The sequence below is a fragment of the Pseudomonas salomonii genome (assembly GCF_900107155.1).
Taxonomy (GTDB): Bacteria; Pseudomonadota; Gammaproteobacteria; order Pseudomonadales; family Pseudomonadaceae; genus Aquipseudomonas; species Aquipseudomonas salomonii.
Window position 1 is genome coordinate 15,973 of sequence record NZ_FNOX01000013.1, and the last position, 19,117, is coordinate 35,089.

Here is a 19,117-nt window from a genome sequence, read left to right on the forward strand (position 1 = left end):
ACGGGCGAAGCCGGCATTTGATAATTGTTTGCATTTGAACGTCAAGGCACTTAAGGATCGTTATGAAGTTTCTCTGCCCCTCGGATGCACTGGCGCCCAACAGCAGCTGCGGTTTTGAAATAGACGGTTGCAAAGTAATCGCCGTGCGCCGTGACGGCGTTGCCTACTTCTACCTCAACCGTTGCCCCCATCGCGGCATCCCGCTGGAATGGCAGCCCGACCAGTTCCTGGACAGCAGCGCCAGCCTGATCCAGTGCGCCACCCACGGCGCCTTGTTCCTGATCGAAAGCGGCGAGTGCATCGCCGGGCCATGCGCGGGCCAAAGCCTTAAAGCCCTGCCCGGCCGTGAAGACGCGCAAGGCCTGTGGGTTGAACTCTAGTCGCCGATCATCACGTCCAGACGCCGGTCGATGATAATTTCCTGCGGCGTGACCCGCGCACCGTAGGCCAACACCTCCACGCCGGCCGCCTTGGCCTCGCGCAGCGCAGCGGCGTAGCCCGCATCGATTTCCACCGCGGGGCGTACAGCGTCGATCCCCGACAGGTTCACGCAATACAACTGCACCGCCCGCACGCCCTCACGCGCCAGGTGCGCCAATTCACGCAAATGCTTGGCGCCACGTTGGGTCACTGCGTCGGGAAACGCCGCCACCGGCGAGCCGTCAAAGCCCAGGGTGACGCTTTTGACTTCCACATAGGCCGCGCCGTGTGGGTACTCCAGGCGAAAATCGATACGGCTTTTTTCCTGGCCATAAGGCACTTCGCGCTTCAGGGCAGTAAAACCGTTGAGTTCAGTGATCACCCCGGCGCGCAACGCTTCTTCCACCAGTGGGTTGGCACGCGCTGTGTTGACGCACGCCAGCCGGCCTTGAGGGGTTTCGGCAATTTCCCAGGTGCCCGGCAACTTGCGCTTGGGGTCTGTGGAGCGACTGAACCAGACCTGGCCGCCCTCCACCATGCAATTGAGCATCGAGCCGGTGTTGGGGCAGTGAATGGTCAGCAACTCGCCGGTCAGCGTTTCGATGTCGGTGAGAAAGCGCTTGTAGCGGCGGATCAGCCGCCCTTCTTCGAGGGGAGGATTAAAGCGCATCAGCCTTGCCAGCTCCGCAAGCCACGGGCGATGCGTTCCACCGCTTCCTGTAGCCGATCGAGGTTTTGCGTGTAGGCAAAACGCACATGGTGGCCGGCCTGATAACGACCGAAATCCAGGCCTGGTGTAAACGCCACATGCTCGGTTTCGAGGAAATGACGGCAAAACGCGAAGGCATCACCGCCGAACGCGCTGATATCGGCGTACAAGTAGAACGCGCCTTCGGGCTCTACGGCGATGCCGAAACCCAACTCGCGCAAGGCTGGCAGCAGGAAATCCCGGCGGCGCCCGAACTCGGCGCGGCGCTCTTCCAGAATGCTCAGGGTTTGCTCGGTGAAACACGCCAGCGCCGCGTACTGGGCCATGCTCGGCGCGCTGATGTAGAGGTTCTGCGCCAACTTCTCCAATTCACCCACTGCCGCCGGGGGCGCCACCAGCCAACCGAGGCGCCAGCCGGTCATGCCGAAATACTTCGAAAAACTATTTAAGACGAAGGCCTCGTCGTCGACTTCCAGCACGCTGGCGGCATCGGTGCCGTAGGTGAGGCCGTGATAGATCTCGTCCACCACCAAATGCCCGTTACGCGCCTTGATTGCACTCGACAACCCCGCCAGTTCGTCGCGGCTGAGAATCGTGCCGGTCGGGTTGGCCGGCGAGGCCACCAGCGCGCCAACGCTGTCTGCGTTCCAGTGTTTAGCCACCAGCTCGGCGGTCAATTGGTAGCGCACGTCCGGGCCAACCGGCACCAACTGCGCCGCGCCTTCCACCAGCCGCAGGAAATGTCGGTTACACGGGTAGCCTGGGTCGGCCAACAGCCAATGCTTGCCCGGATCGACCAGCAGGCTGCTGGCCAGCAGCAACGCGCCAGAGCCACCGGGCGTGATCAGGATGCGCTCGGGGTCGACGCTAAGGCCGTAGCGCTGCTGGTAAAAACCACTGATGGCCTGGCGCAACTCGGGCAGCCCGCGGGCCGCGGTATAGCGTGTCTTGCCGTTGGCCAGCGCGGCCTGGCCGGCCTGGATAATCGGCTCGGCCGTGGTGAAATCCGGCTCGCCGATCTCCAGGTGGATAACATCATGGCCGGCCGCCTGCAGCTCATTGGCTCGCGCCAGCAACGCCATAACGTGAAAAGGTTCGATGGCGCGACTGCGCGCACTGTAGGGCTGAGCCATTAGCCTTCCTTAGACGGTGAGGACAAAATTCGGATTCTACCGAACCCGCGCGGTAAAACATGCTCTATTGCCTGCTCGGTCCTCCGTGATGAACCGAGCAAGCGCCTGCAAAACGACTAAAATCAACCTTCGAGACACGCTACACCCAGCCATGGCGGGCCATGACAGTTTGCAAGCCTGCCACGTTGGGCCTCGACAACCGGGAGTGGCGCACCCCGAATCTATCTGGTAAGTTCGCCCGCTTGCAGCCGCAGGGCCGGCAGGTGTCGGTGACGTTGCAATCCTGCGCAATGGATTAGAAGAGTGAGAGGCGGTCTATTCATGTCCACCCAAGCAAAGCAACAGCAGACTCAAGGCCTCGGCGGCTTCGAACCCTATGTGGAAAAAAAGGGCGAGGAGTACATGGGTGAGCCCATGCGCGAGCACTTCACCAAGATCCTGAACAAGTGGAAACAGGACTTGATGCAGGAGGTTGATCGTACCGTTGACCACATGAAGGACGAAGCAGCCAACTTTCCTGATCCGGCCGACCGTGCGAGCCAGGAAGAAGAGTTCGCCCTTGAACTGCGAGCGCGTGATCGAGAGCGCAAGCTGATCAAGAAGATCGACAAGACCCTGCAACTGATCAAGGACGAGGAATACGGCTGGTGCGAATCCTGCGGCGTCGAGATTGGTATTCGTCGCCTGGAAGCCCGCCCAACCGCGGACCTGTGCGTAGACTGCAAGACCTTGGCTGAAATCAAGGAAAAACAGGTCGGCAAGTAATCCTGCCGGGCTGAATGCGAAAAACAAAAAATGGGGCGTGCAAACGCTCCATTTTTGTTTCTGGCGCTCAGTGGTTTTCCAGTAGTATCCGGCCCATGACAGCCTCTACCTATATCGGGCGTTTCGCCCCCACACCCAGCGGCCACCTGCACTTCGGTTCTCTGGTTGCCGCCCTCGCCTCCTACCTCGATGCCCGCGCCAATCACGGCCGCTGGTTGATGCGCATGGAAGACCTCGACCCACCCCGTGAAGAACCCGGCGCCCAGGCGGCGATCCTGCACGCCCTGGAAAGCTATGGCTTCGAGTGGGATGGGGAACTGGTCCGACAAAGCGACCGGCATGAGGCCTACGCCAAAGTCTTGAACGACCTGTTCAACCACGGCCTGGCTTACGCCTGCACCTGCTCGCGTAAACAATTGGAGCCCTACCACGGCATCTATCCAGGCCTGTGCCGCAACCTCGGGCATGAACAGCAAGACGCGGCGATCCGCCTGCGCGTACCGGAGCTGGCGTATCACTTTACCGACCGCGTGCAAGGCGAATTCCGACAGCACCTGGGCCGTGATGTGGGCGATTTCATCATCCGCCGTCGCGATGGCCTGTATGCCTACCAACTGGCAGTGGTACTCGACGATGCCTGGCAGGGTGTCACCGACATCGTGCGCGGCGCCGACCTGCTCGATTCCACGCCGCGCCAGTTGTACCTGCAGGAACTGCTGGGCCTGCGCCAGCCGCGTTACCTGCACGTGCCGCTGATCACTCAGCCGGACGGCAACAAGCTGGGCAAATCCTACCGCTCGCCGCCGTTGACACAAGGCCAGGCCACACCTTTGCTATTAAGAGCGCTTCGCGCCCTCGGCCAGCAACCCGGCAACGAACTGCTGCACGCCAGCCCACGGGAACTGCTGGATTGGGGCATTGCACACTGGGATGCCAGCCAGATCCCGCGCACACTTACCCTGGCCGAAGCGCAATTGAGTTGAAGGCGCTTGCAGCTTGCCAAGCATCCGTTACCATCGCGGCAGTTTTTTAATCAGAGGCCAACATGTACATCTATCGATTGGTCCTGCTGCTGGTCGTCGGGATCTACCTGTTTTCCCCCGCCATCATGGATTGGTGGATCGACGCCACGGGCGCCTGGTATCGCCCTTATCTGCTGTGGCTGATCCTGATCGTCGTGACCTTCATCCTGCAGAGCCAAAAAGATGCCGATGAGCTTTAGCCTCACCCAGATGCTGCTGATCAGCGCCGCCTACCTGGCCGCGTTGTTCGGAGTTGCCTGGATCAGTGAGCGCGGAATGATTCCGCGGGCGATCATTCGCCATCCGTTGACCTACACCTTGTCCCTGGGCGTCTACGCCAGCGCCTGGGCATTTTATGGCACCGTGGGGCTGGCCTATCAGTATGGCTACGGCTTTTTGTCCAGCTACCTGGGCGTGTCCGGCGCGTTTTTGCTGGCGCCGGTGTTGCTGTACCCGATCCTGAAAATCACCCGCACCTATCAGCTATCGTCCCTGGCAGACCTGTTTGCCTTCCGCTTTCGCAGCACCTGGGCCGGCGCGCTGACCACGATCTTCATGCTGATCGGCGTGCTGCCGTTGCTGGCCCTGCAGATCCAGGCCGTGGCCGACTCCATCAGCATCCTCACCCGCGAACCGGTACAGCACCGCGTCGCCCTGGCTTTTTGCGCGCTGATCACGCTGTTCACGATTTTCTTCGGTTCACGCCATATCGCCACGCGCGAGAAGCACGAAGGCCTGGTGTTTGCGATTGCCTTCGAGTCGGTGATCAAGCTGATCGCCATCGGCGGCGTCGGCCTGTATGCGCTGTATGGCGTATTCGACGGCCCGCAACAGCTGGAGCTGTGGCTGCTGCAAAACCAGACCGCCCTCGCCGCCCTGCACACCCCGTTGCAGGAAGGCCCCTGGCGCACGCTGCTGCTGGTGTTTTTCGCTTCGGCGATTGTGATGCCGCACATGTACCACATGACGTTCACCGAGAACCTCAACCCGCGCTCATTGGTCAGCGCCAGCTGGGGCTTGCCGCTGTTCCTGCTGTTGATGAGCCTGGCGGTGCCGCTGATCCTGTGGGCCGGCCTCAAGCTCGGCGCCACTACCAACCCCGAATACTTCACCCTTGGCGTCGGTATTGCCGCCAACAGCAAATCCCTGGCATTGCTGGCTTATGTGGGCGGTTTGTCGGCGGCCAGTGGCTTGATCATCGTCACCACGCTGGCACTCTCCGGCATGGCGCTCAATCACCTGGTGCTGCCGCTGTATCAGCCGCCGGCCGAAGGTAATATCTACCGTTGGCTGAAATGGACGCGCCGCGCGCTGATCGTCGCCATCATCATGGCCGGCTATGGTTTCTACCTGCTGCTGGGCGCCGGGCAAGATCTGGCCAACCTCGGCATCGTCGCGTTTGTCGCGACCTTGCAGTTCTTGCCGGGCGTGTTGTCGGTGCTGTACTGGCCGACCGCCAACCGTCGCGGCTTTATCGCCGGGCTGCTGGCAGGCATTCTGGTGTGGATGGTGACCATGCTGCTGCCGCTGGTCGGCAACCTGCAGGGCTTCTATATTCCGCTGCTGAACATGATCTACGTGTTGGACGACACCAGCTGGCACATGGCGGCGATCGCCTCCTTGGCCGCCAACGTGCTGATGTTTACCTTGATCTCGCTGTTCACCAACGCCAGCCCCGAAGAGACCAGTGCCGCCGAGGCCTGCGCGGTGGACAACGTGCGGCGCCCGCAACGTCGCGAGCTGCACGCGGCCTCACCGCAAGAGTTCGCCACCCAATTGGCCAAGCCGCTGGGCGCCAAGGCTGCGCAAAAGGAAGTCGAGCAGGCGCTGCGCGACCTTTACCTGCCGTTTGACGAGCGCCGCCCGTATGCCCTGCGCCGTTTGCGCGACCGCATTGAGGCCAACCTGTCCGGCCTGATGGGCCCCAGCGTGTCCCAGGACATGGTGGAAACCTTCTTGCCCTACAAGGCCGGCGGCGAAAACTACGTCACCGAAGACATCCATTTCATCGAGAGCCGGCTGGAGGACTACCACTCACGCCTCACCGGCCTTGCCGCCGAACTCGACGCCCTGCGCCGCTACCATCGCCAGACCCTGCAGGAACTGCCGATGGGCGTGTGTTCCCTGGCCAAGGATCAAGAGATCCTGATGTGGAACAAGGCCATGGAAGAACTCACCGGCATCGCCGCGCAACGTGTGGTGGGTTCACGCCTGAATACCTTGGGCGACCCCTGGAAAGAACTGTTGCAAGGTTTTATCAACCTGCCCGACGAGCACTTGCACAAACAGCACCTGGCGCTGGACGGCCAGACCCGCTGGCTCAACCTGCACAAAGCCGCGATCGACGAGCCGCTGGCACCGGGTAACAGTGGCCTGGTGTTGCTGGTGGAAGACTTGACCGAAACCCAGATGCTCGAAGACAAGCTGGTGCACTCCGAGCGCCTGGCCAGCATTGGTCGCCTGGCCGCGGGTGTGGCCCATGAAATCGGCAACCCGATCACCGGTATCGCGTGCCTGGCGCAAAACCTGCGCGAAGAGCGCGAGGAAGACGCCGAAATCACCGAAATCAGCGGGCAGATCCTTGAGCAGACCAAGCGTGTGTCACGCATCGTGCAGTCGCTGATGAGCTTCGCCCACGCCGGCGCGCATCAGAACCTGGACGAAGCGGTGTGCCTGGCGGAAGTGGCGCAGGATGCCATTGGGCTGCTGGCCTTGAACCGGCGCAATTTCGAAGTACAGTTTTTTAACCTGTGCGACCCGGACCACTGGGTCGACGGCGACTCCCAACGCTTGGCGCAGGTGCTGATCAACCTGCTTTCAAACGCCCGTGACGCAACCCCTGCCGGCAGTGCGGTACGCGTCAAGAGCGAGGCTTTCGAGCACACGGTCGACTTGATCGTGGAGGACGAAGGCAGCGGTATTCCACAGAACATCATGGACCGATTGTTCGAACCTTTCTTCACCACCAAGGACCCGGGTGAAGGTACCGGTCTGGGCCTTGCACTGGTCTATTCCATCGTTGAAGAGCATTATGGACAAATCACCATCGACAGCCCGGCTGACACCGAAAGCCAACGCGGCACCCGTATTCGGGTGACCTTGCCGCGTCATGTCGAAGCGACGTCCGCTGTGAACTGAGACCGTCGAGAGAATTGAATCAATGCCGCACATTTTGATCGTCGAAGACGAAACCATTATCCGCTCTGCCTTGCGTCGCCTGCTTGAACGTAATCAGTATCAGGTCAGCGAAGCCGGCTCGGTGCAGGAAGCCCAAGAGCGTTTCAGCATTCCCACGTTCGACCTGATTGTCAGCGACCTGCGCCTGCCGGGCGCACCGGGCACCGAGCTGATCAAGCTTGGCCAGGGCACGCCGGTGCTGATCATGACCAGCTATGCCAGCCTGCGCTCGGCGGTGGACTCGATGAAGATGGGCGCGGTGGACTACATCGCCAAGCCTTTCGATCACGACGAAATGCTCCAGGCCGTGGCGCGCATCCTGCGTGACCGTCAGTCGGCCGGCAGTGCTGCGCCCGAGCAGCGTCCTGCCGGCAAGGCTGCCGAGAAGCCGGGTGTCGACAACAGTAACGGCGAGATCGGCATCATCGGCTCCTGCCCACCGATGCAGGACCTGTACAGCAAGATCCGCAAAGTGGCGCCGACCGATTCCAATGTATTGATCCAGGGCGAATCGGGCACCGGTAAAGAGCTGGTAGCCCGCGCCCTGCACAACCTGTCCAAGCGTGCCAAGGCACCGATGATTTCGGTGAACTGCGCGGCGATCCCCGAATCCCTGATCGAGTCCGAACTGTTCGGCCACGAGAAAGGTGCCTTTACCGGCGCCAGCGCCGGGCGTGCAGGGTTGGTCGAAGCGGCGGACGGCGGCACCTTGTTCCTCGACGAAATTGGCGAACTGCCCCTGGAAGCTCAGGCGCGCCTGCTGCGCGTGTTGCAGGAAGGCGAGATTCGCCGCGTCGGCTCGGTGCAATCACAGAAGGTCGATGTGCGCCTGATCGCCGCGACCCACCGTGACCTCAAGAGCCTGGCCAAGATCGGCCAGTTCCGTGAAGACTTGTATTACCGCCTGCACGTCATCGCCCTCAAGCTGCCGGCCCTGCGCGAACGCGGTGCCGACGTGAATGAAATCGCCAACGCGTTTCTGCTGCGCCAGAGCGCGCGCATCAACCGTACCGACCTCAGGTTTGCCGCCGACGCCGAGCAGGCGATTCGGCATTACTCGTGGCCGGGTAACGTGCGTGAACTGGAGAACGCGGTCGAGCGTGCGGTGATTTTGTCGGAAAGCCCGGAAATTTCCGCCGAGCTGCTGGGTATCGATATCGAGCTGAGCGACCTGGAAGACGACGATTTCATCGGCCTGGCCCCGCAACAGGGCGGTGGCAGCAATACCAGCCATGAGCCGACCGAAGATCTGTCACTGGAAGACTACTTCCAGCACTTCGTGCTTGAGCATCAGGACCATATGACCGAGACCGAACTGGCGCGCAAGCTGGGCGTGAGCCGCAAGTGCCTGTGGGAACGCCGCCAGCGTCTGGGCATTCCACGGCGCAAGACCGGGGTGGCCAGCGAAAGCTGAGGGCGCGCCCCCACAGGTAACACCCTCAGATGTGAAAAAACTGTTACCGCAGCTTTTTCACGTAACAGAAGCCGGGGCTTACGGTAACGAAGCCCCGGCTTTTTTTCGCCCCTTCAAAAGCCAAAACCAGCTCAAACCCCCGGTTTTGCTGGGCGGAACAAAAGTTGGCACGCACCCTGCTATATGCTTAGTACAAAAACAATAACAAGCTTTGTACAAGACAATAAAAATAAGACGAATCGACTCACGCATAACAAAAACAACACGGCGGAGGCGCAGCTAACTGATTCTTTTGGAGAGGCGTTGCATTTGGGGCTTGCCCCGCAACCAGGCCGAGAACAACAAAAACTGCCCTAAGGCAGAGCCTGAACTGGTTGGATCGTAGATCAGCAACACAGCGACCAAAGCAATCCGTTTGCTCTTGGCTCCCGATTGGGAGTGTCATGAAGGTGAAGCTTCATGGCGAGGGCGATCAACAAAAACAAAAAGCCCGCAACCATAATAAAAATAGAGCACGCAACTACTTCTGGGGGAGCTTCGGCTCCCCTTGTAGTTTCCGGCATTTGACCCGCTCACACCTTTCTTTAAGCTTCTGGCTCAAGCCTTGCAGCTTGTTCCTACACCATCCCTCGACTAAATGCTAGAATCCCCGCCCATCATGCGGTCATTCTTCGTTATGGCCGAACATTCCTTCAAACAGTGCATCCCATGCTGAAGAAGTTGTTCCAGTCATTCCGTTCCCCCTTGCGTCGTACGCAACACATTCGCAGCACGCCTGAAGTGCTTAACAGCAATCAGCATTCATTGCAGCGCGCTCAATTCAGCCGTTATGCGGTGAACATCGTCGAACGTTTGCAGAACGCCGGCTACCAGGCTTATCTGGTGGGCGGCTGCGTACGTGACATGCTGCTCAATATCACGCCCAAGGATTTCGACGTCGCCACCAGCGCCACGCCGGAGCAGGTGCGTGCCGAGTTTCGCAATGCGCGAATCATCGGTCGCCGCTTCAAGTTGGTGCACATCCACTTTGGTCGCGAAATCATCGAGGTCGCGACCTTCCGCGCAGGCCATCCGCAAAACGATGATGAGGAAGACACCAATCAGTCTTCCCGCAACGAGAGCGGCCGTATCCTGCGTGACAACGTGTACGGCACCCTGGAAGAAGACGCGCAGCGCCGCGACTTCACCATCAACGCCCTGTATTACGACCCGGTCAGCGAGCGCATCCTCGATTACGCCAATGGCGTACACGACATTCGCAACAACCTGATCCGTCTGATCGGCGACCCTACGCAGCGTTACCAGGAAGACCCAGTACGCATGCTGCGCGCCGTGCGCTTTGCCGCGAAGCTGAACTTCGGCATCGAGAAACACACCGCTGCGCCGATTCGCGAGCTGGCGCCGATGCTGCGGGAAATCCCTTCGGCGCGTCTGTTCGAAGAAGTGCTGAAGTTGTTCCTCTCGGGTTATGCCGCCGACACGTTCGAAATGCTGGTCGACCTGCAGTTGTTCGACCCGCTGTTCCCGGCCAGCGCCGAGGCACTGGAATACAACCCGACGTACACCCACACGCTGATCAGCGAAGCGCTGGTCAACACCGACCTACGCATCAAGCAGAACAAACCGGTAACGCCGGCGTTCCTGTTTGCCGCCCTGCTGTGGCCCGCCCTGCCCAAGCGCGTATTGCGCCTGCAAGACCGTGGCATGCCGCCGATTCCGGCCATGCAGGAAGCCGCCCACGAGTTGATCGCCGAGCAATGCCAGCGCATCGCCATTCCCAAACGCTTCACCATGCCGATCCGCGAGATCTGGGACATGCAGGAGCGCCTGCCGCGCCGCAGTGGCAAACGCGCCGACCTGTTGCTGGACAACCCGCGCTTCCGTGCCGGCTACGACTTCCTGCTGTTGCGCGAAAGCGCCGGCGAGCAGACCGACGGCCTGGGCGAATGGTGGACCGATTACCAGGACGCCAATGACAGCCAGCGCCGCGACATGATTCGCGACCTCGGCAGCAAAGGCGATGGTGAAGGCGCCGGCCCGAAAAAACGTCGGCGCAGCGGCACCAAGCGCAAACGCAGCGCGGCCGATGCCTCGGGCGCTGCGGGCGAATAAACGTGGAACGTATCTACATTGGCATGGGCAGCAACCTCGCTGCCCCGGACCAGCAATTGCGCAGCGCTGTCGAAGCGCTGGCGCAATTGCCAGACACCAACCTCGTTGGCGTGTCGGCGTTCTATCAAAGTGACTCCCTGCTCCCCGGCCAACCGCGCTACACCAATGCGGTCGCTGCGCTGAACAGCGATCTTGCGCCACTGGATCTGCTCGATGCATTGCAAGCCATCGAGAACGACCAGGGCCGCGAGCGCCTGGAACGCTGGGGCCCACGCACCCTGGACCTGGATATCCTGCTGTTTGGCGAGCGCCTGATCGACGAGCCGCGCCTCAAGGTGCCGCACTATCAGATGCATCTACGCGCGTTCGTGCTGTACCCGCTGGCAGAACTGGCACCCGCCGACCTGCAACTGCCCCACGGCCAAACTCTCAGCGAGCTGCTGGCCGCCTGCCCGTTTGTTGGCCTGGAGCGCCTGCCCCAAGACTGACTCGGTCAATGTGGGAGCTGGCTTGCCTGCGATGCGAGCAACTCGGTACACCCGCCATTGCGCGGTGATGCCATCGCAGGCAAGCCAGCTCCCACCCGTAACAGCGGTAACACCCCACTCGTAACAATGCGGTAACACATCCAATTGACTTCCCGTGTCCTCATCACGACTATAGGCGTCCCGCTGCCGCCAACCCGGCGCTGAAGGGCGCAATCCAGGCCTTATAAGCACTGCTCTCAAGACAGTGCGCCTGTATAAACGAAGACTCACGCGCGTTACTCGCTGTTTCCAAGCGCCTGAACGAGGACCCTTTCCATGCCAGACATTACCCTGACCACCTTGCAGAGCCTCAAGCTCAAAGGTGAAAAAATCACCATGCTGACCTGCTATGACGCCACCTTCGCCCACGCCAGCTGCGAAGCCGGGGTTGAAGTGCTGTTGATTGGCGACTCACTGGGCATGGTTCTTCAAGGGAATGACAGCACCCTGCCGGTCACCACTGACGAACTCGCGTACCACACGGCCAGCGTCAAACGCGGTAACAACGGCGCCTTCATCATCGCTGACCTGCCGTTCATGGGTTACGCCACCCTTGAACAAACCTTCCAGAACGCCGGCAAGCTGATGCAAGCCGGTGCGCACATGATCAAAGTCGAAGGCGCGGTGTGGCTGGCGGAGTCGATCCGGCTGCTGGCTGAGCGCGGCGTTCCGGTGTGCGTGCACATGGGCCTGACACCGCAATCGGTAAACATCTTCGGCGGCTACAAGGTGCAAGGCCGCAATGAAGCCCAGGCGCGACAGATGCGTGCCGATGCCATTGCCCTGGAGCAAGCCGGCGCCGCGATGATCCTGCTCGAATGCGTGCCCAGCGAACTGGCGGCAGAAATCACCCAGGCCGTCAAAGTGCCGGTGATCGGCATTGGCGCAGGCTCGGCCACCGACGGCCAAGTGCTGGTGGTACATGACATGCTCGGCCTGTCGCTGACCGGCCGAGCGCCCAAATTCGTGAAAAACTTCATGGCCGGCCAAGACAGCATCCAGGCAGCTCTGGCGGCTTACGTGCGTGAAGTCAAAGCCGTGACCTTCCCAGCCGACGAACACGGGTTCTCTGCATGAACACCGTTAAAACCGTAAGAGAACTGCGCGCCGCCGTCGCCCACGCGCGCAGTGCCGGCAAACGCATTGGCTTTGTGCCCACCATGGGCAACCTGCACAGCGGCCACGCCACCCTGGTGACCAAGGCCGCACAACAATCGGACTTTGTGGTGGCGAGCATTTTCGTCAACCCGCTGCAGTTCGGCGCCGGCGAAGACCTGGACAAGTACCCGCGCACGCTGGCGGCCGACCAGGAAAAGCTGCTGCAAGCCGGTTGCAACCTGTTGTTCGCGCCCAGCGTCGACGAAATGTACCCCGGCGGCATGACCGGCCAGACCCGCGTCAGTGTCCCGCAACTGTCCGAAGGCCTGTGCGGCGCCAGCCGGCCTGGGCACTTCGAAGGTGTGGCGACGGTGGTGAGCAAGCTGTTCAACATGGTCCAGCCGGACATGGCCGTGTTTGGCCAGAAGGACTACCAGCAACTGGCGGTCATCCGCGCCATGGTGCATGACCTGAACATGCCCATTCAGATCATCGGCGAGCCTACCGTGCGTGCCGCCGACGGCCTGGCGCTGTCCTCGCGCAACGGTTACCTCAACGAAGAACAGCGCGCGATTGCGCCGGTGCTCTACCGCAGCCTCAGCCAGATTGCGGCGGCTATAAAAGGCGGTGAGCAGGATTTCGCCAAGCTGCGTGCCGAGCAGATCGCGCAGATCGAAGCCGCCGGGCTGCGCATGGATTACTTGGAAGTGCGCCAGGGCGTGCACCTGCGTGCGGCCACGCCTGAGGATCGGGATATTGTCATCCTCGTGGCGGCCTATCTGGGTGCGACACGCCTGATCGACAACCTGCATTTGACCCTCAACTGACCCCGCCAGGCACTTCGCCTGTTGCCCTGATCGCTGTGCCGGTATAAAAAAGTACCGGCAACAGCGCAGACAAAGCCAAGACATATCGACACGCTAGGTTTAATGTAATCGCCCTGCGCCATTGTTGGCGCTGACCGGACTCAAACGCCTGATGAAAGACTCAACGTTCCGGATTTAGAAGTGTCCTAAAGGCAAGTCCCCGTAATAAAAGGAAACCCGCAGCGATGGCGTACTACCGCACTCCTCATGACGTTACCGCTCTGCCCGCTTGGCAAGCGCTCAACCAACACCGCCAAGCCATGCAGGATTTCAGCATGCGCGACGCGTTCAATGCCGATCCCCAGCGCTTTTCCCAGTTCACCTTGAGCAGCTGCGGGCTTTTCCTCGATTACTCGAAAAACCTGATCACCGCCGAAACCCGCGCCCTGCTCGTGAACCTGGCCAATGAAGTCGGCCTGAAAGACGCGATCAACGCGCTGTACGCAGGCGAACCGGTCAACTCTTCCGAAGGCCGCCCCGCCCTGCACACCGCGCTGCGCCGCCCAGTGGGCGACAAGCTGTCGGTCAATGGCGTGAACATCATGCCGGACGTGCACAAGGTGCTGAACCAGATCACTGACCTGGTCGGCCGCATCCACGACGGCCTGTGGCGGGGTTACACCGAGAAGCCCATCACTGACGTGGTGAATATCGGCATCGGTGGTTCGTTCCTCGGCCCGGAGCTGGTTTCCGAGGCCTTGCTGTCCTACGCCCACAAAGGCGTGCGCTGCCACTATCTGGCGAACATCGACGGCAGCGAGTTCCACGAGCTGACCCAGAAGCTGCGCGCCGAGACCACGCTGTTTATCGTTTCGTCCAAATCCTTCAACACCCTCGAAACCCTGAAAAACGCCCAGGCCGCCCGCGCCTGGTACCTGGCCCAGGGTGGCTCGGAAGCCGAGCTGTATCGCCACTTTATCGCCGTATCGAGCAACAACGCGGCCGCCGTGGCGTTCGGTATCCGTGAAGAGAACATCTTCCCAATGTGGGACTGGGTCGGCGGCCGTTACTCGCTGTGGTCAGCCATTGGCTTGCCAATCGCCCTGGCCATCGGCATGTCCAACTTCAAAGAGCTGTTGTCCGGTGCCTACACCATGGACCAGCACTTCCAGAACGCGTCGTTCGAGCAAAACATGCCGGTGCTGCTGGGCCTGCTGGGCGTGTGGTACGGCAATTTCTGGGGTGCGCAGAGCCATGCGATCCTGCCGTATGACCACTACCTGCGTAACATCACCAAACACTTGCAACAGCTGGACATGGAGTCCAACGGCAAAAGCGTGCGCCAGGACGGCACGCCGGTGTCGACCGATACGGGCCCGGTGATCTGGGGCGGCGTCGGCTGCAACGGTCAGCATGCTTACCACCAGTTGCTGCACCAGGGGACACAACTGATCCCGGCCGACTTCATTGTGCCGATCGTCAGCTTCAACCCGGTGTCCGACCATCACCAGTGGCTGTACGCCAACTGCCTGTCCCAGAGCCAGGCACTGATGCTCGGCAAGACCCGCAGCGAAGCCGAAGCCGAACTGCGCGAAAAAGGCCTGCCGGAAGCCGAAGTGCAGAAGCTGGCGCCCCACAAGGTGATCCCGGGCAACCGTCCGAGCAACACCATCGTGGTCGAGCGCATCAGCCCACGTCGCTTGGGCGCACTGGTCGCCATGTATGAACACAAAGTGTTTGTACAAAGTGTGGTCTGGGGCATCAACGCCTTCGACCAATGGGGCGTGGAGCTGGGCAAGGAGCTGGGCAAAGGCGTCTACAACCGCCTGACCGGCGCCGAAGAAACCCTGGCTGACGATGCGTCGACCCAGGGCCTGATCAACTACTTCCGCGGTCGTCACCGCGGCTGAGGCCGGTACACCAGGGCCAACGTCCGTTTGGACGTTGGCCTTGAACCCTCTCCCCACAGCGTGCATCTTTATGCCTTGTCGCTAAAACAAGAATAAGGACCGCTCATGTTCGATATCCGCACATTCCCCCGCGCCGATGCCGTCCGCCAGGCCGCGCAGCTCAGTCAAGACGAGTACCAGCGCCTCTATCGCCAATCCATCGAGCAACCCGATACTTTCTGGGCCGAACAGGCCAAGGGCTTTCTCGACTGGATCAAACCCTGGCACACCGTGCAACACTCGGACATCACCACCGGCGCCGCCCAGTGGTTTGCCGGCGGCCAACTGAACGTCAGCTACAACTGCATCGACCGTCACCTGGCGCAACGCGCCGACCAGCCGGCCTTTATCTGGGAAGGCGACGATCCTGCAAAGTCCTCCAAAATTTCCTACCGCCAACTTCATCAAAACGTCAGCCGCCTGGCCAATGTGCTGAAAAGCCGTGGGGTGAAAAAAGGCGACCGGGTGTGTATCTACATGCCGATGATCCCGGAAGCCGCCTACGCCATGCTGGCCTGCACACGGATTGGCGCGGTGCACTCGGTGGTGTTCGGCGGCTTCTCTCCGGACGCCCTGCGCGACCGTATCCTCGATGCCGACTGTCGCACCGTGATCACCGCCGATGAAGGCGTGCGCGGCGGCAAGCCGGTGGCGCTGAAAAAAAATGTCGACAAAGCCCTGGCCAGTTGCCCGAACGTCAGCACGGTACTGGTGGTGGAGCGCACGGGTGCGGAACTTGACTGGGTAGAAGGCCGCGACCTCAAGTATCAAGCCGCGCTGGACGCCGCCAGTGCTGATTGCCCGCCCGAGCCGATGGACGCCGAGGACCCGCTGTTTATCCTCTACACCTCCGGCAGCACCGGCAAACCCAAAGGCGTGCTGCACACCACCGGTGGTTACCTGCTGCAAGCGGCGATGACCTTCAAGTACGTGCTCGACTACCGTGACGGCGAAGTGTTCTGGTGCACCGCCGACGTGGGCTGGGTCACCGGCCACAGCTATATCGTGTACGGCCCGCTGGCCAATGGTGCCACTTCGCTGATGTTCGAAGGTGTGCCGAGCTACCCGGACAGCTCGCGTTTCTGGCAGGTCATCGATAAACACCAGGTGAATATCTTCTACACCGCGCCCACCGCACTGCGTGCGCTGATGCGTGAGGGCCACGGGCCACTGCAGAACACCTCGCGCGCCAGCCTGCGCCTGCTGGGCAGCGTCGGTGAGCCGATCAACCCCGAGGCCTGGGATTGGTACTTCAACGCCGTGGGCGAGCAACGCTGCCCGATTGTCGATACCTGGTGGCAGACCGAAACCGGCGGCATCATGCTCAGCCCGCTGGTCAGCGCGCAACGGATCAAACCCGGTTGCGCAACCCAACCCATGTTTGGTGTACAGCCCGTGCTGCTGGATGAGCACGGCAAGGAGCTCAGCGGTGCCGGCAGTGGCGTGCTCGCTATCAAGGCCAGTTGGCCGGGGCAAATCCGCAGCGTCTACGGCGACCCGCAGCGCATGCTCGACACCTATTTCAAACCCTACCCCGGCTACTACTTCACCGGCGACGGTGCGCGCCGCGATGAAGACGGCGACTACTGGATCACCGGCCGCATTGACGACGTGATCAACGTGTCCGGGCACCGCATCGGCACCGCCGAAGTGGAAAGCGCGCTGGTGCTGCATGACCGAGTGGCCGAAGCCGCTGTGGTCGGTTACCCCCACGATGTCAAAGGCCAGGGCATCTATGCGTTTGTCACCCCCATGAACGGCGTCGAGCCCAGCGATGAGCTGAAAAAACATCTGCTGGAGCTGGTCAGCAAGGAAATCGGCAGCTTTGCCAAGCCGGAACTGATCCAATGGGCGCCCGCCTTGCCGAAAACCCGCTCGGGCAAGATCATGCGGCGTATTTTGCGCAAGATCGCCTGCAACGAACTCGACAGCCTCGGCGACACCTCGACCCTGGCCGACCCGAGCGTGGTGGACGGCCTGATCGATAAACGCCTGAACCGATAGGAGCCACCCAGAGTCGCCATGGAATTTATCCGTAGCCGTATCGAAACCCAGTTGATGAGCCTCACCGGCTTGTCACTGGGTCAGCTGGACCTGGAAAACCCCAAGGGCGACCCTGGCCTGTTCGGGCCGGACTCTATCAGTTGGCAGGTGCATGGCGACTTCAGCAGCATGCTGATCGGCGGCATCAGCGCGTTGATGCTGCAAGCCTTGCACCCGCTGGCCCTGGCTGGCGTGTGGGACCACTCAAACTTTCGCCAGGACATGCTCGGTCGCTTGCGCCGCACCTCGCAGTTTATTTCCGGTACCACGTTCGGCTCGCGCCAGGACGCCGAATGGCTGATTGAAAAGGTGCGCACCATCCACCTGCAAGTGGTCGGGCATGCACCGGATGGTCGAGCCTATGCGGCCAGCGACCCGGAGCTGCTGACGTGGGTACACGTGGCGGAGGTCAGCAATTTCCTGGCGGCGCACCTGCGTTATCGCAACCCGCACCTGTCGGGGCGCGACCAGGACCGCTACTACAATGAAATTGCCTTGGTGGCCGAGCGACTGGGCGCCCGCCACGTTCCGCGCTCGCGGCAGGAAATTTCCGAATATATGGCGCGTATTCGTCCGCAACTGCTGTGTGACGATCGCAGCCGCGAAGTGCTGCGCCTGCTGGTCAATGCACCCGCGCCCAGCACCTTGGCCAAACCCTTTGGCAGCTTGATGATGCAGGCCGGCATCGACCTGCTGCCGGACTGGGCCAGCGCTATGCTCGGGCAACACCAAAGCTCGATGCAACGCTTGGTGATCCGCGCGGGTGTGAAGCGCAGCGCGCCCTTGCTGCGCTGGGCAATGCGCAATGGTTCGGTGCAACGCGCCCAGCGGCGGATGGGGTTGATGTAGCGCGGAGCCTATAACTGTTAAACTTCGCGCCCTCTTTTACCCGCAAGGCGCGCTCCATGACTCCCTTGAATCAGGCGCTGCGCGCCGCTCTCAACCATCGCCAAGACCTGATCAACGAGCTGCACGCCCAAAACACCGACTGCTACCGGCTGTTTCATGGCAGCCAGGAAGGCGCCGGCGGCTTGACCATCGACCGTTACGGCCCGCAATTGTTGGTGCAAAGCTTCCACCAGTCGCTGCACACCGAGGAGCTGCTGGACCTGCATCAACAGGTCAATCAGTTCATGGGCCTGGAATTGCAGCTGGTGTACAACGACCGCTCCCGTGGCAACTCGCGCATCGACCGTGAGGACACGGTGTACCGCGCCGAGCCCGCGGCGTTGGCAGATCAGGTCGGCCACGAGTGGGGCCTCAACTACCGTGTACGCGGGCGCCATGCCGGGCAAGACCCGCTGCTGTTCCTGGACCTGCGCAACACCCGTGGCTGGGTCAAGGACCACAGTGCCGGCAAAAGCGTGCTGAACCTGTTCGCCTACACCTGTGGCGTAGGCTTGAGCGCCGCAGCCGGGGGCGCAAGCGAGGTGTGCAACCTGGACTTCGCCGAAGGCAACCTGGCGGTCGGGCGCGAAAACGGCCTGCTCAACCCGCACTTGCCGACCATGGCGTTCGTGCAGTCCGACTACTTCCCGGCGATTCGCCAACTGGCCGGTTTGCCGATCACCCAGCGCCGCGGGCAGAAGCTGCCAAGTTATCCGCGCCTTGAGCAGCGTCAGTTCGACCTGGTGCTGCTCGACCCACCTGCCTGGGCCAAGAGTGCTTTCGGCACTGTCGACCTGTTGCGCGACTACCAGAGCCTGCTCAAACCCGCACTGCTGACCACCGCCGACAATGGCGTGCTGATCTGCTGCAACAACCTGGCAAAAGTCAGCATGGATGACTGGTGCGAACAGGTGCTGCGGTGCGCCGAAAAAGCCGGCCGACCGGTACGCGAGTGGCAAATCATGACGCCGGGGGCTGACTTCCCTTCGCAAGATCAGCAGCCACCGTTGAAGACCCTGATCCTGCAGTTGTAGTACTTTTCCCAAGGAGCCCG

General features: G+C 61.3%; 16 protein-coding genes. 14 read left to right on the forward strand and 2 right to left on the reverse strand.

What is annotated here, in order from left to right; genetic code table 11:
* Positions 1-62 precede the first annotated feature (62 nt).
* Positions 63-380 (forward strand): Rieske (2Fe-2S) protein, encoded by a 318-nt coding sequence (locus tag BLV67_RS25835; protein ID WP_069786523.1) that lies wholly within the window; start codon positions 63-65, stop codon positions 378-380.
* On the opposite strand, the gene sfsA is transcribed toward BLV67_RS25835, so the two are convergent.
* Together sfsA and BLV67_RS25845 are read right to left on the reverse strand one after the other, a co-directional pair.
* Complete coding sequence (sfsA, locus tag BLV67_RS25840; RefSeq protein WP_069786522.1) at positions 377-1,090, reverse strand: DNA/RNA nuclease SfsA; 714 nt, start codon at positions 1,088-1,090, stop codon at positions 377-379. The two genes, BLV67_RS25835 and sfsA, sit on opposite strands and share 4 nt — an antisense overlap.
* Positions 1,090-2,262: a pyridoxal phosphate-dependent aminotransferase gene (locus BLV67_RS25845; RefSeq protein WP_065911194.1), complete on the reverse strand. Its 1,173-nt coding sequence runs from the start codon at positions 2,260-2,262 to the stop codon at positions 1,090-1,092. The genes sfsA and BLV67_RS25845 overlap by 1 nt, the downstream gene beginning before the upstream one ends.
* 321 nt (positions 2,263-2,583) lie before the next feature.
* Between BLV67_RS25845 and dksA the strand changes: the two genes are divergently transcribed.
* The 13 genes from dksA to BLV67_RS25905 all read left to right on the forward strand — a co-directional run bounded on the left by dksA (position 2,584) and on the right by BLV67_RS25905 (position 19,097).
* Positions 2,584-3,027, forward strand: coding sequence for an RNA polymerase-binding protein DksA (gene dksA / locus BLV67_RS25850; RefSeq protein ID WP_003194150.1), 444 nt, complete (start codon positions 2,584-2,586; stop codon positions 3,025-3,027).
* 95 nt (positions 3,028-3,122) lie between these two features.
* Positions 3,123-4,010: a tRNA glutamyl-Q(34) synthetase GluQRS gene (gluQRS, locus tag BLV67_RS25855; protein WP_069786521.1), complete on the forward strand. Its 888-nt coding sequence runs from the start codon at positions 3,123-3,125 to the stop codon at positions 4,008-4,010.
* Positions 4,011-4,072: 62 nt separating this feature from the next.
* The gene (locus BLV67_RS32715; RefSeq protein ID WP_003176118.1) at positions 4,073-4,249 is read left to right on the forward strand and encodes a hypothetical protein; all 177 of its coding nucleotides are present in this window, start codon (positions 4,073-4,075) and stop codon (positions 4,247-4,249) included.
* Positions 4,233-7,187 (forward strand): sensor histidine kinase, encoded by a 2,955-nt coding sequence (locus BLV67_RS25860; RefSeq protein ID WP_167365893.1) that lies wholly within the window; start codon positions 4,233-4,235, stop codon positions 7,185-7,187. Before BLV67_RS32715 ends, BLV67_RS25860 begins: the two co-directional genes overlap by 17 nt.
* 22 nt (positions 7,188-7,209) lie before the next feature.
* Entirely contained in the window at positions 7,210-8,640 is a 1,431-nt protein-coding gene (locus BLV67_RS25865; RefSeq protein WP_069786519.1) for a sigma-54-dependent transcriptional regulator, read from the forward strand.
* 708 nt (positions 8,641-9,348) lie between these two features.
* On the forward strand, positions 9,349-10,752 hold the full coding sequence (locus BLV67_RS25870; protein ID WP_056859766.1) for a polynucleotide adenylyltransferase PcnB: 1,404 nt from the start codon (positions 9,349-9,351) through the stop codon (positions 10,750-10,752).
* Positions 10,753-10,754: 2 nt separating this feature from the next.
* Positions 10,755-11,240, forward strand: coding sequence for a 2-amino-4-hydroxy-6-hydroxymethyldihydropteridine diphosphokinase (gene folK / locus BLV67_RS25875; protein ID WP_069786518.1), 486 nt, complete (start codon positions 10,755-10,757; stop codon positions 11,238-11,240).
* A 315-nt stretch (positions 11,241-11,555) separates the two neighbouring features.
* Positions 11,556-12,356: a 3-methyl-2-oxobutanoate hydroxymethyltransferase gene (panB, locus tag BLV67_RS25880; protein WP_069786517.1), complete on the forward strand. Its 801-nt coding sequence runs from the start codon at positions 11,556-11,558 to the stop codon at positions 12,354-12,356.
* Positions 12,353-13,204, forward strand: a complete 852-nt coding sequence (panC, locus tag BLV67_RS25885) for a pantoate--beta-alanine ligase (RefSeq protein WP_058419971.1) — start codon at positions 12,353-12,355, stop codon at positions 13,202-13,204. The genes panB and panC overlap by 4 nt, the downstream gene beginning before the upstream one ends.
* Positions 13,205-13,428: 224 nt before the next feature.
* Positions 13,429-15,093: a glucose-6-phosphate isomerase gene (gene pgi / locus BLV67_RS25890; protein ID WP_065911187.1), complete on the forward strand. Its 1,665-nt coding sequence runs from the start codon at positions 13,429-13,431 to the stop codon at positions 15,091-15,093.
* Positions 15,094-15,198: 105 nt separating this feature from the next.
* Complete coding sequence (gene acs, locus BLV67_RS25895; RefSeq protein ID WP_069786516.1) at positions 15,199-17,136, forward strand: acetate--CoA ligase; 1,938 nt, start codon at positions 15,199-15,201, stop codon at positions 17,134-17,136.
* 18 nt (positions 17,137-17,154) lie between these two features.
* Positions 17,155-18,024: an oxygenase MpaB family protein gene (locus BLV67_RS25900; RefSeq protein WP_069786515.1), complete on the forward strand. Its 870-nt coding sequence runs from the start codon at positions 17,155-17,157 to the stop codon at positions 18,022-18,024.
* 56 nt (positions 18,025-18,080) lie between these two features.
* Positions 18,081-19,097: a class I SAM-dependent rRNA methyltransferase gene (locus tag BLV67_RS25905; protein WP_069786514.1), complete on the forward strand. Its 1,017-nt coding sequence runs from the start codon at positions 18,081-18,083 to the stop codon at positions 19,095-19,097.
* The last annotated feature ends 20 nt before the right edge of the window (positions 19,098-19,117 follow it).

Bases quoted from the DNA above. Each gene is read 5' to 3' on its own strand.
- BLV67_RS25835 (WP_069786523.1), top strand. From the start codon at position 63: ATGAAGTTTCTCTGCCCCTCGGATGCACTGGCGCCCAACAGCAGCTGC.
- sfsA (WP_069786522.1), bottom strand. From the start codon at position 1,090: ATGCGCTTTAATCCTCCCCTCGAAGAAGGGCGGCTGATCCGCCGCTAC.
- BLV67_RS25845 (WP_065911194.1), bottom strand. From the start codon at position 2,262: ATGGCTCAGCCCTACAGTGCGCGCAGTCGCGCCATCGAACCTTTTCAC.
- dksA (WP_003194150.1), top strand. From the start codon at position 2,584: ATGTCCACCCAAGCAAAGCAACAGCAGACTCAAGGCCTCGGCGGCTTC.
- gluQRS (WP_069786521.1), top strand. From the start codon at position 3,123: ATGACAGCCTCTACCTATATCGGGCGTTTCGCCCCCACACCCAGCGGC.
- BLV67_RS32715 (WP_003176118.1), top strand. From the start codon at position 4,073: ATGTACATCTATCGATTGGTCCTGCTGCTGGTCGTCGGGATCTACCTG.
- BLV67_RS25860 (WP_167365893.1), top strand. From the start codon at position 4,233: ATGCCGATGAGCTTTAGCCTCACCCAGATGCTGCTGATCAGCGCCGCC.
- BLV67_RS25865 (WP_069786519.1), top strand. From the start codon at position 7,210: ATGCCGCACATTTTGATCGTCGAAGACGAAACCATTATCCGCTCTGCC.
- BLV67_RS25870 (WP_056859766.1), top strand. From the start codon at position 9,349: ATGCTGAAGAAGTTGTTCCAGTCATTCCGTTCCCCCTTGCGTCGTACG.
- panB (WP_069786517.1), top strand. From the start codon at position 11,556: ATGCCAGACATTACCCTGACCACCTTGCAGAGCCTCAAGCTCAAAGGT.
- panC (WP_058419971.1), top strand. From the start codon at position 12,353: ATGAACACCGTTAAAACCGTAAGAGAACTGCGCGCCGCCGTCGCCCAC.
- pgi (WP_065911187.1), top strand. From the start codon at position 13,429: ATGGCGTACTACCGCACTCCTCATGACGTTACCGCTCTGCCCGCTTGG.
- acs (WP_069786516.1), top strand. From the start codon at position 15,199: ATGTTCGATATCCGCACATTCCCCCGCGCCGATGCCGTCCGCCAGGCC.
- BLV67_RS25900 (WP_069786515.1), top strand. From the start codon at position 17,155: ATGGAATTTATCCGTAGCCGTATCGAAACCCAGTTGATGAGCCTCACC.
- BLV67_RS25905 (WP_069786514.1), top strand. From the start codon at position 18,081: ATGACTCCCTTGAATCAGGCGCTGCGCGCCGCTCTCAACCATCGCCAA.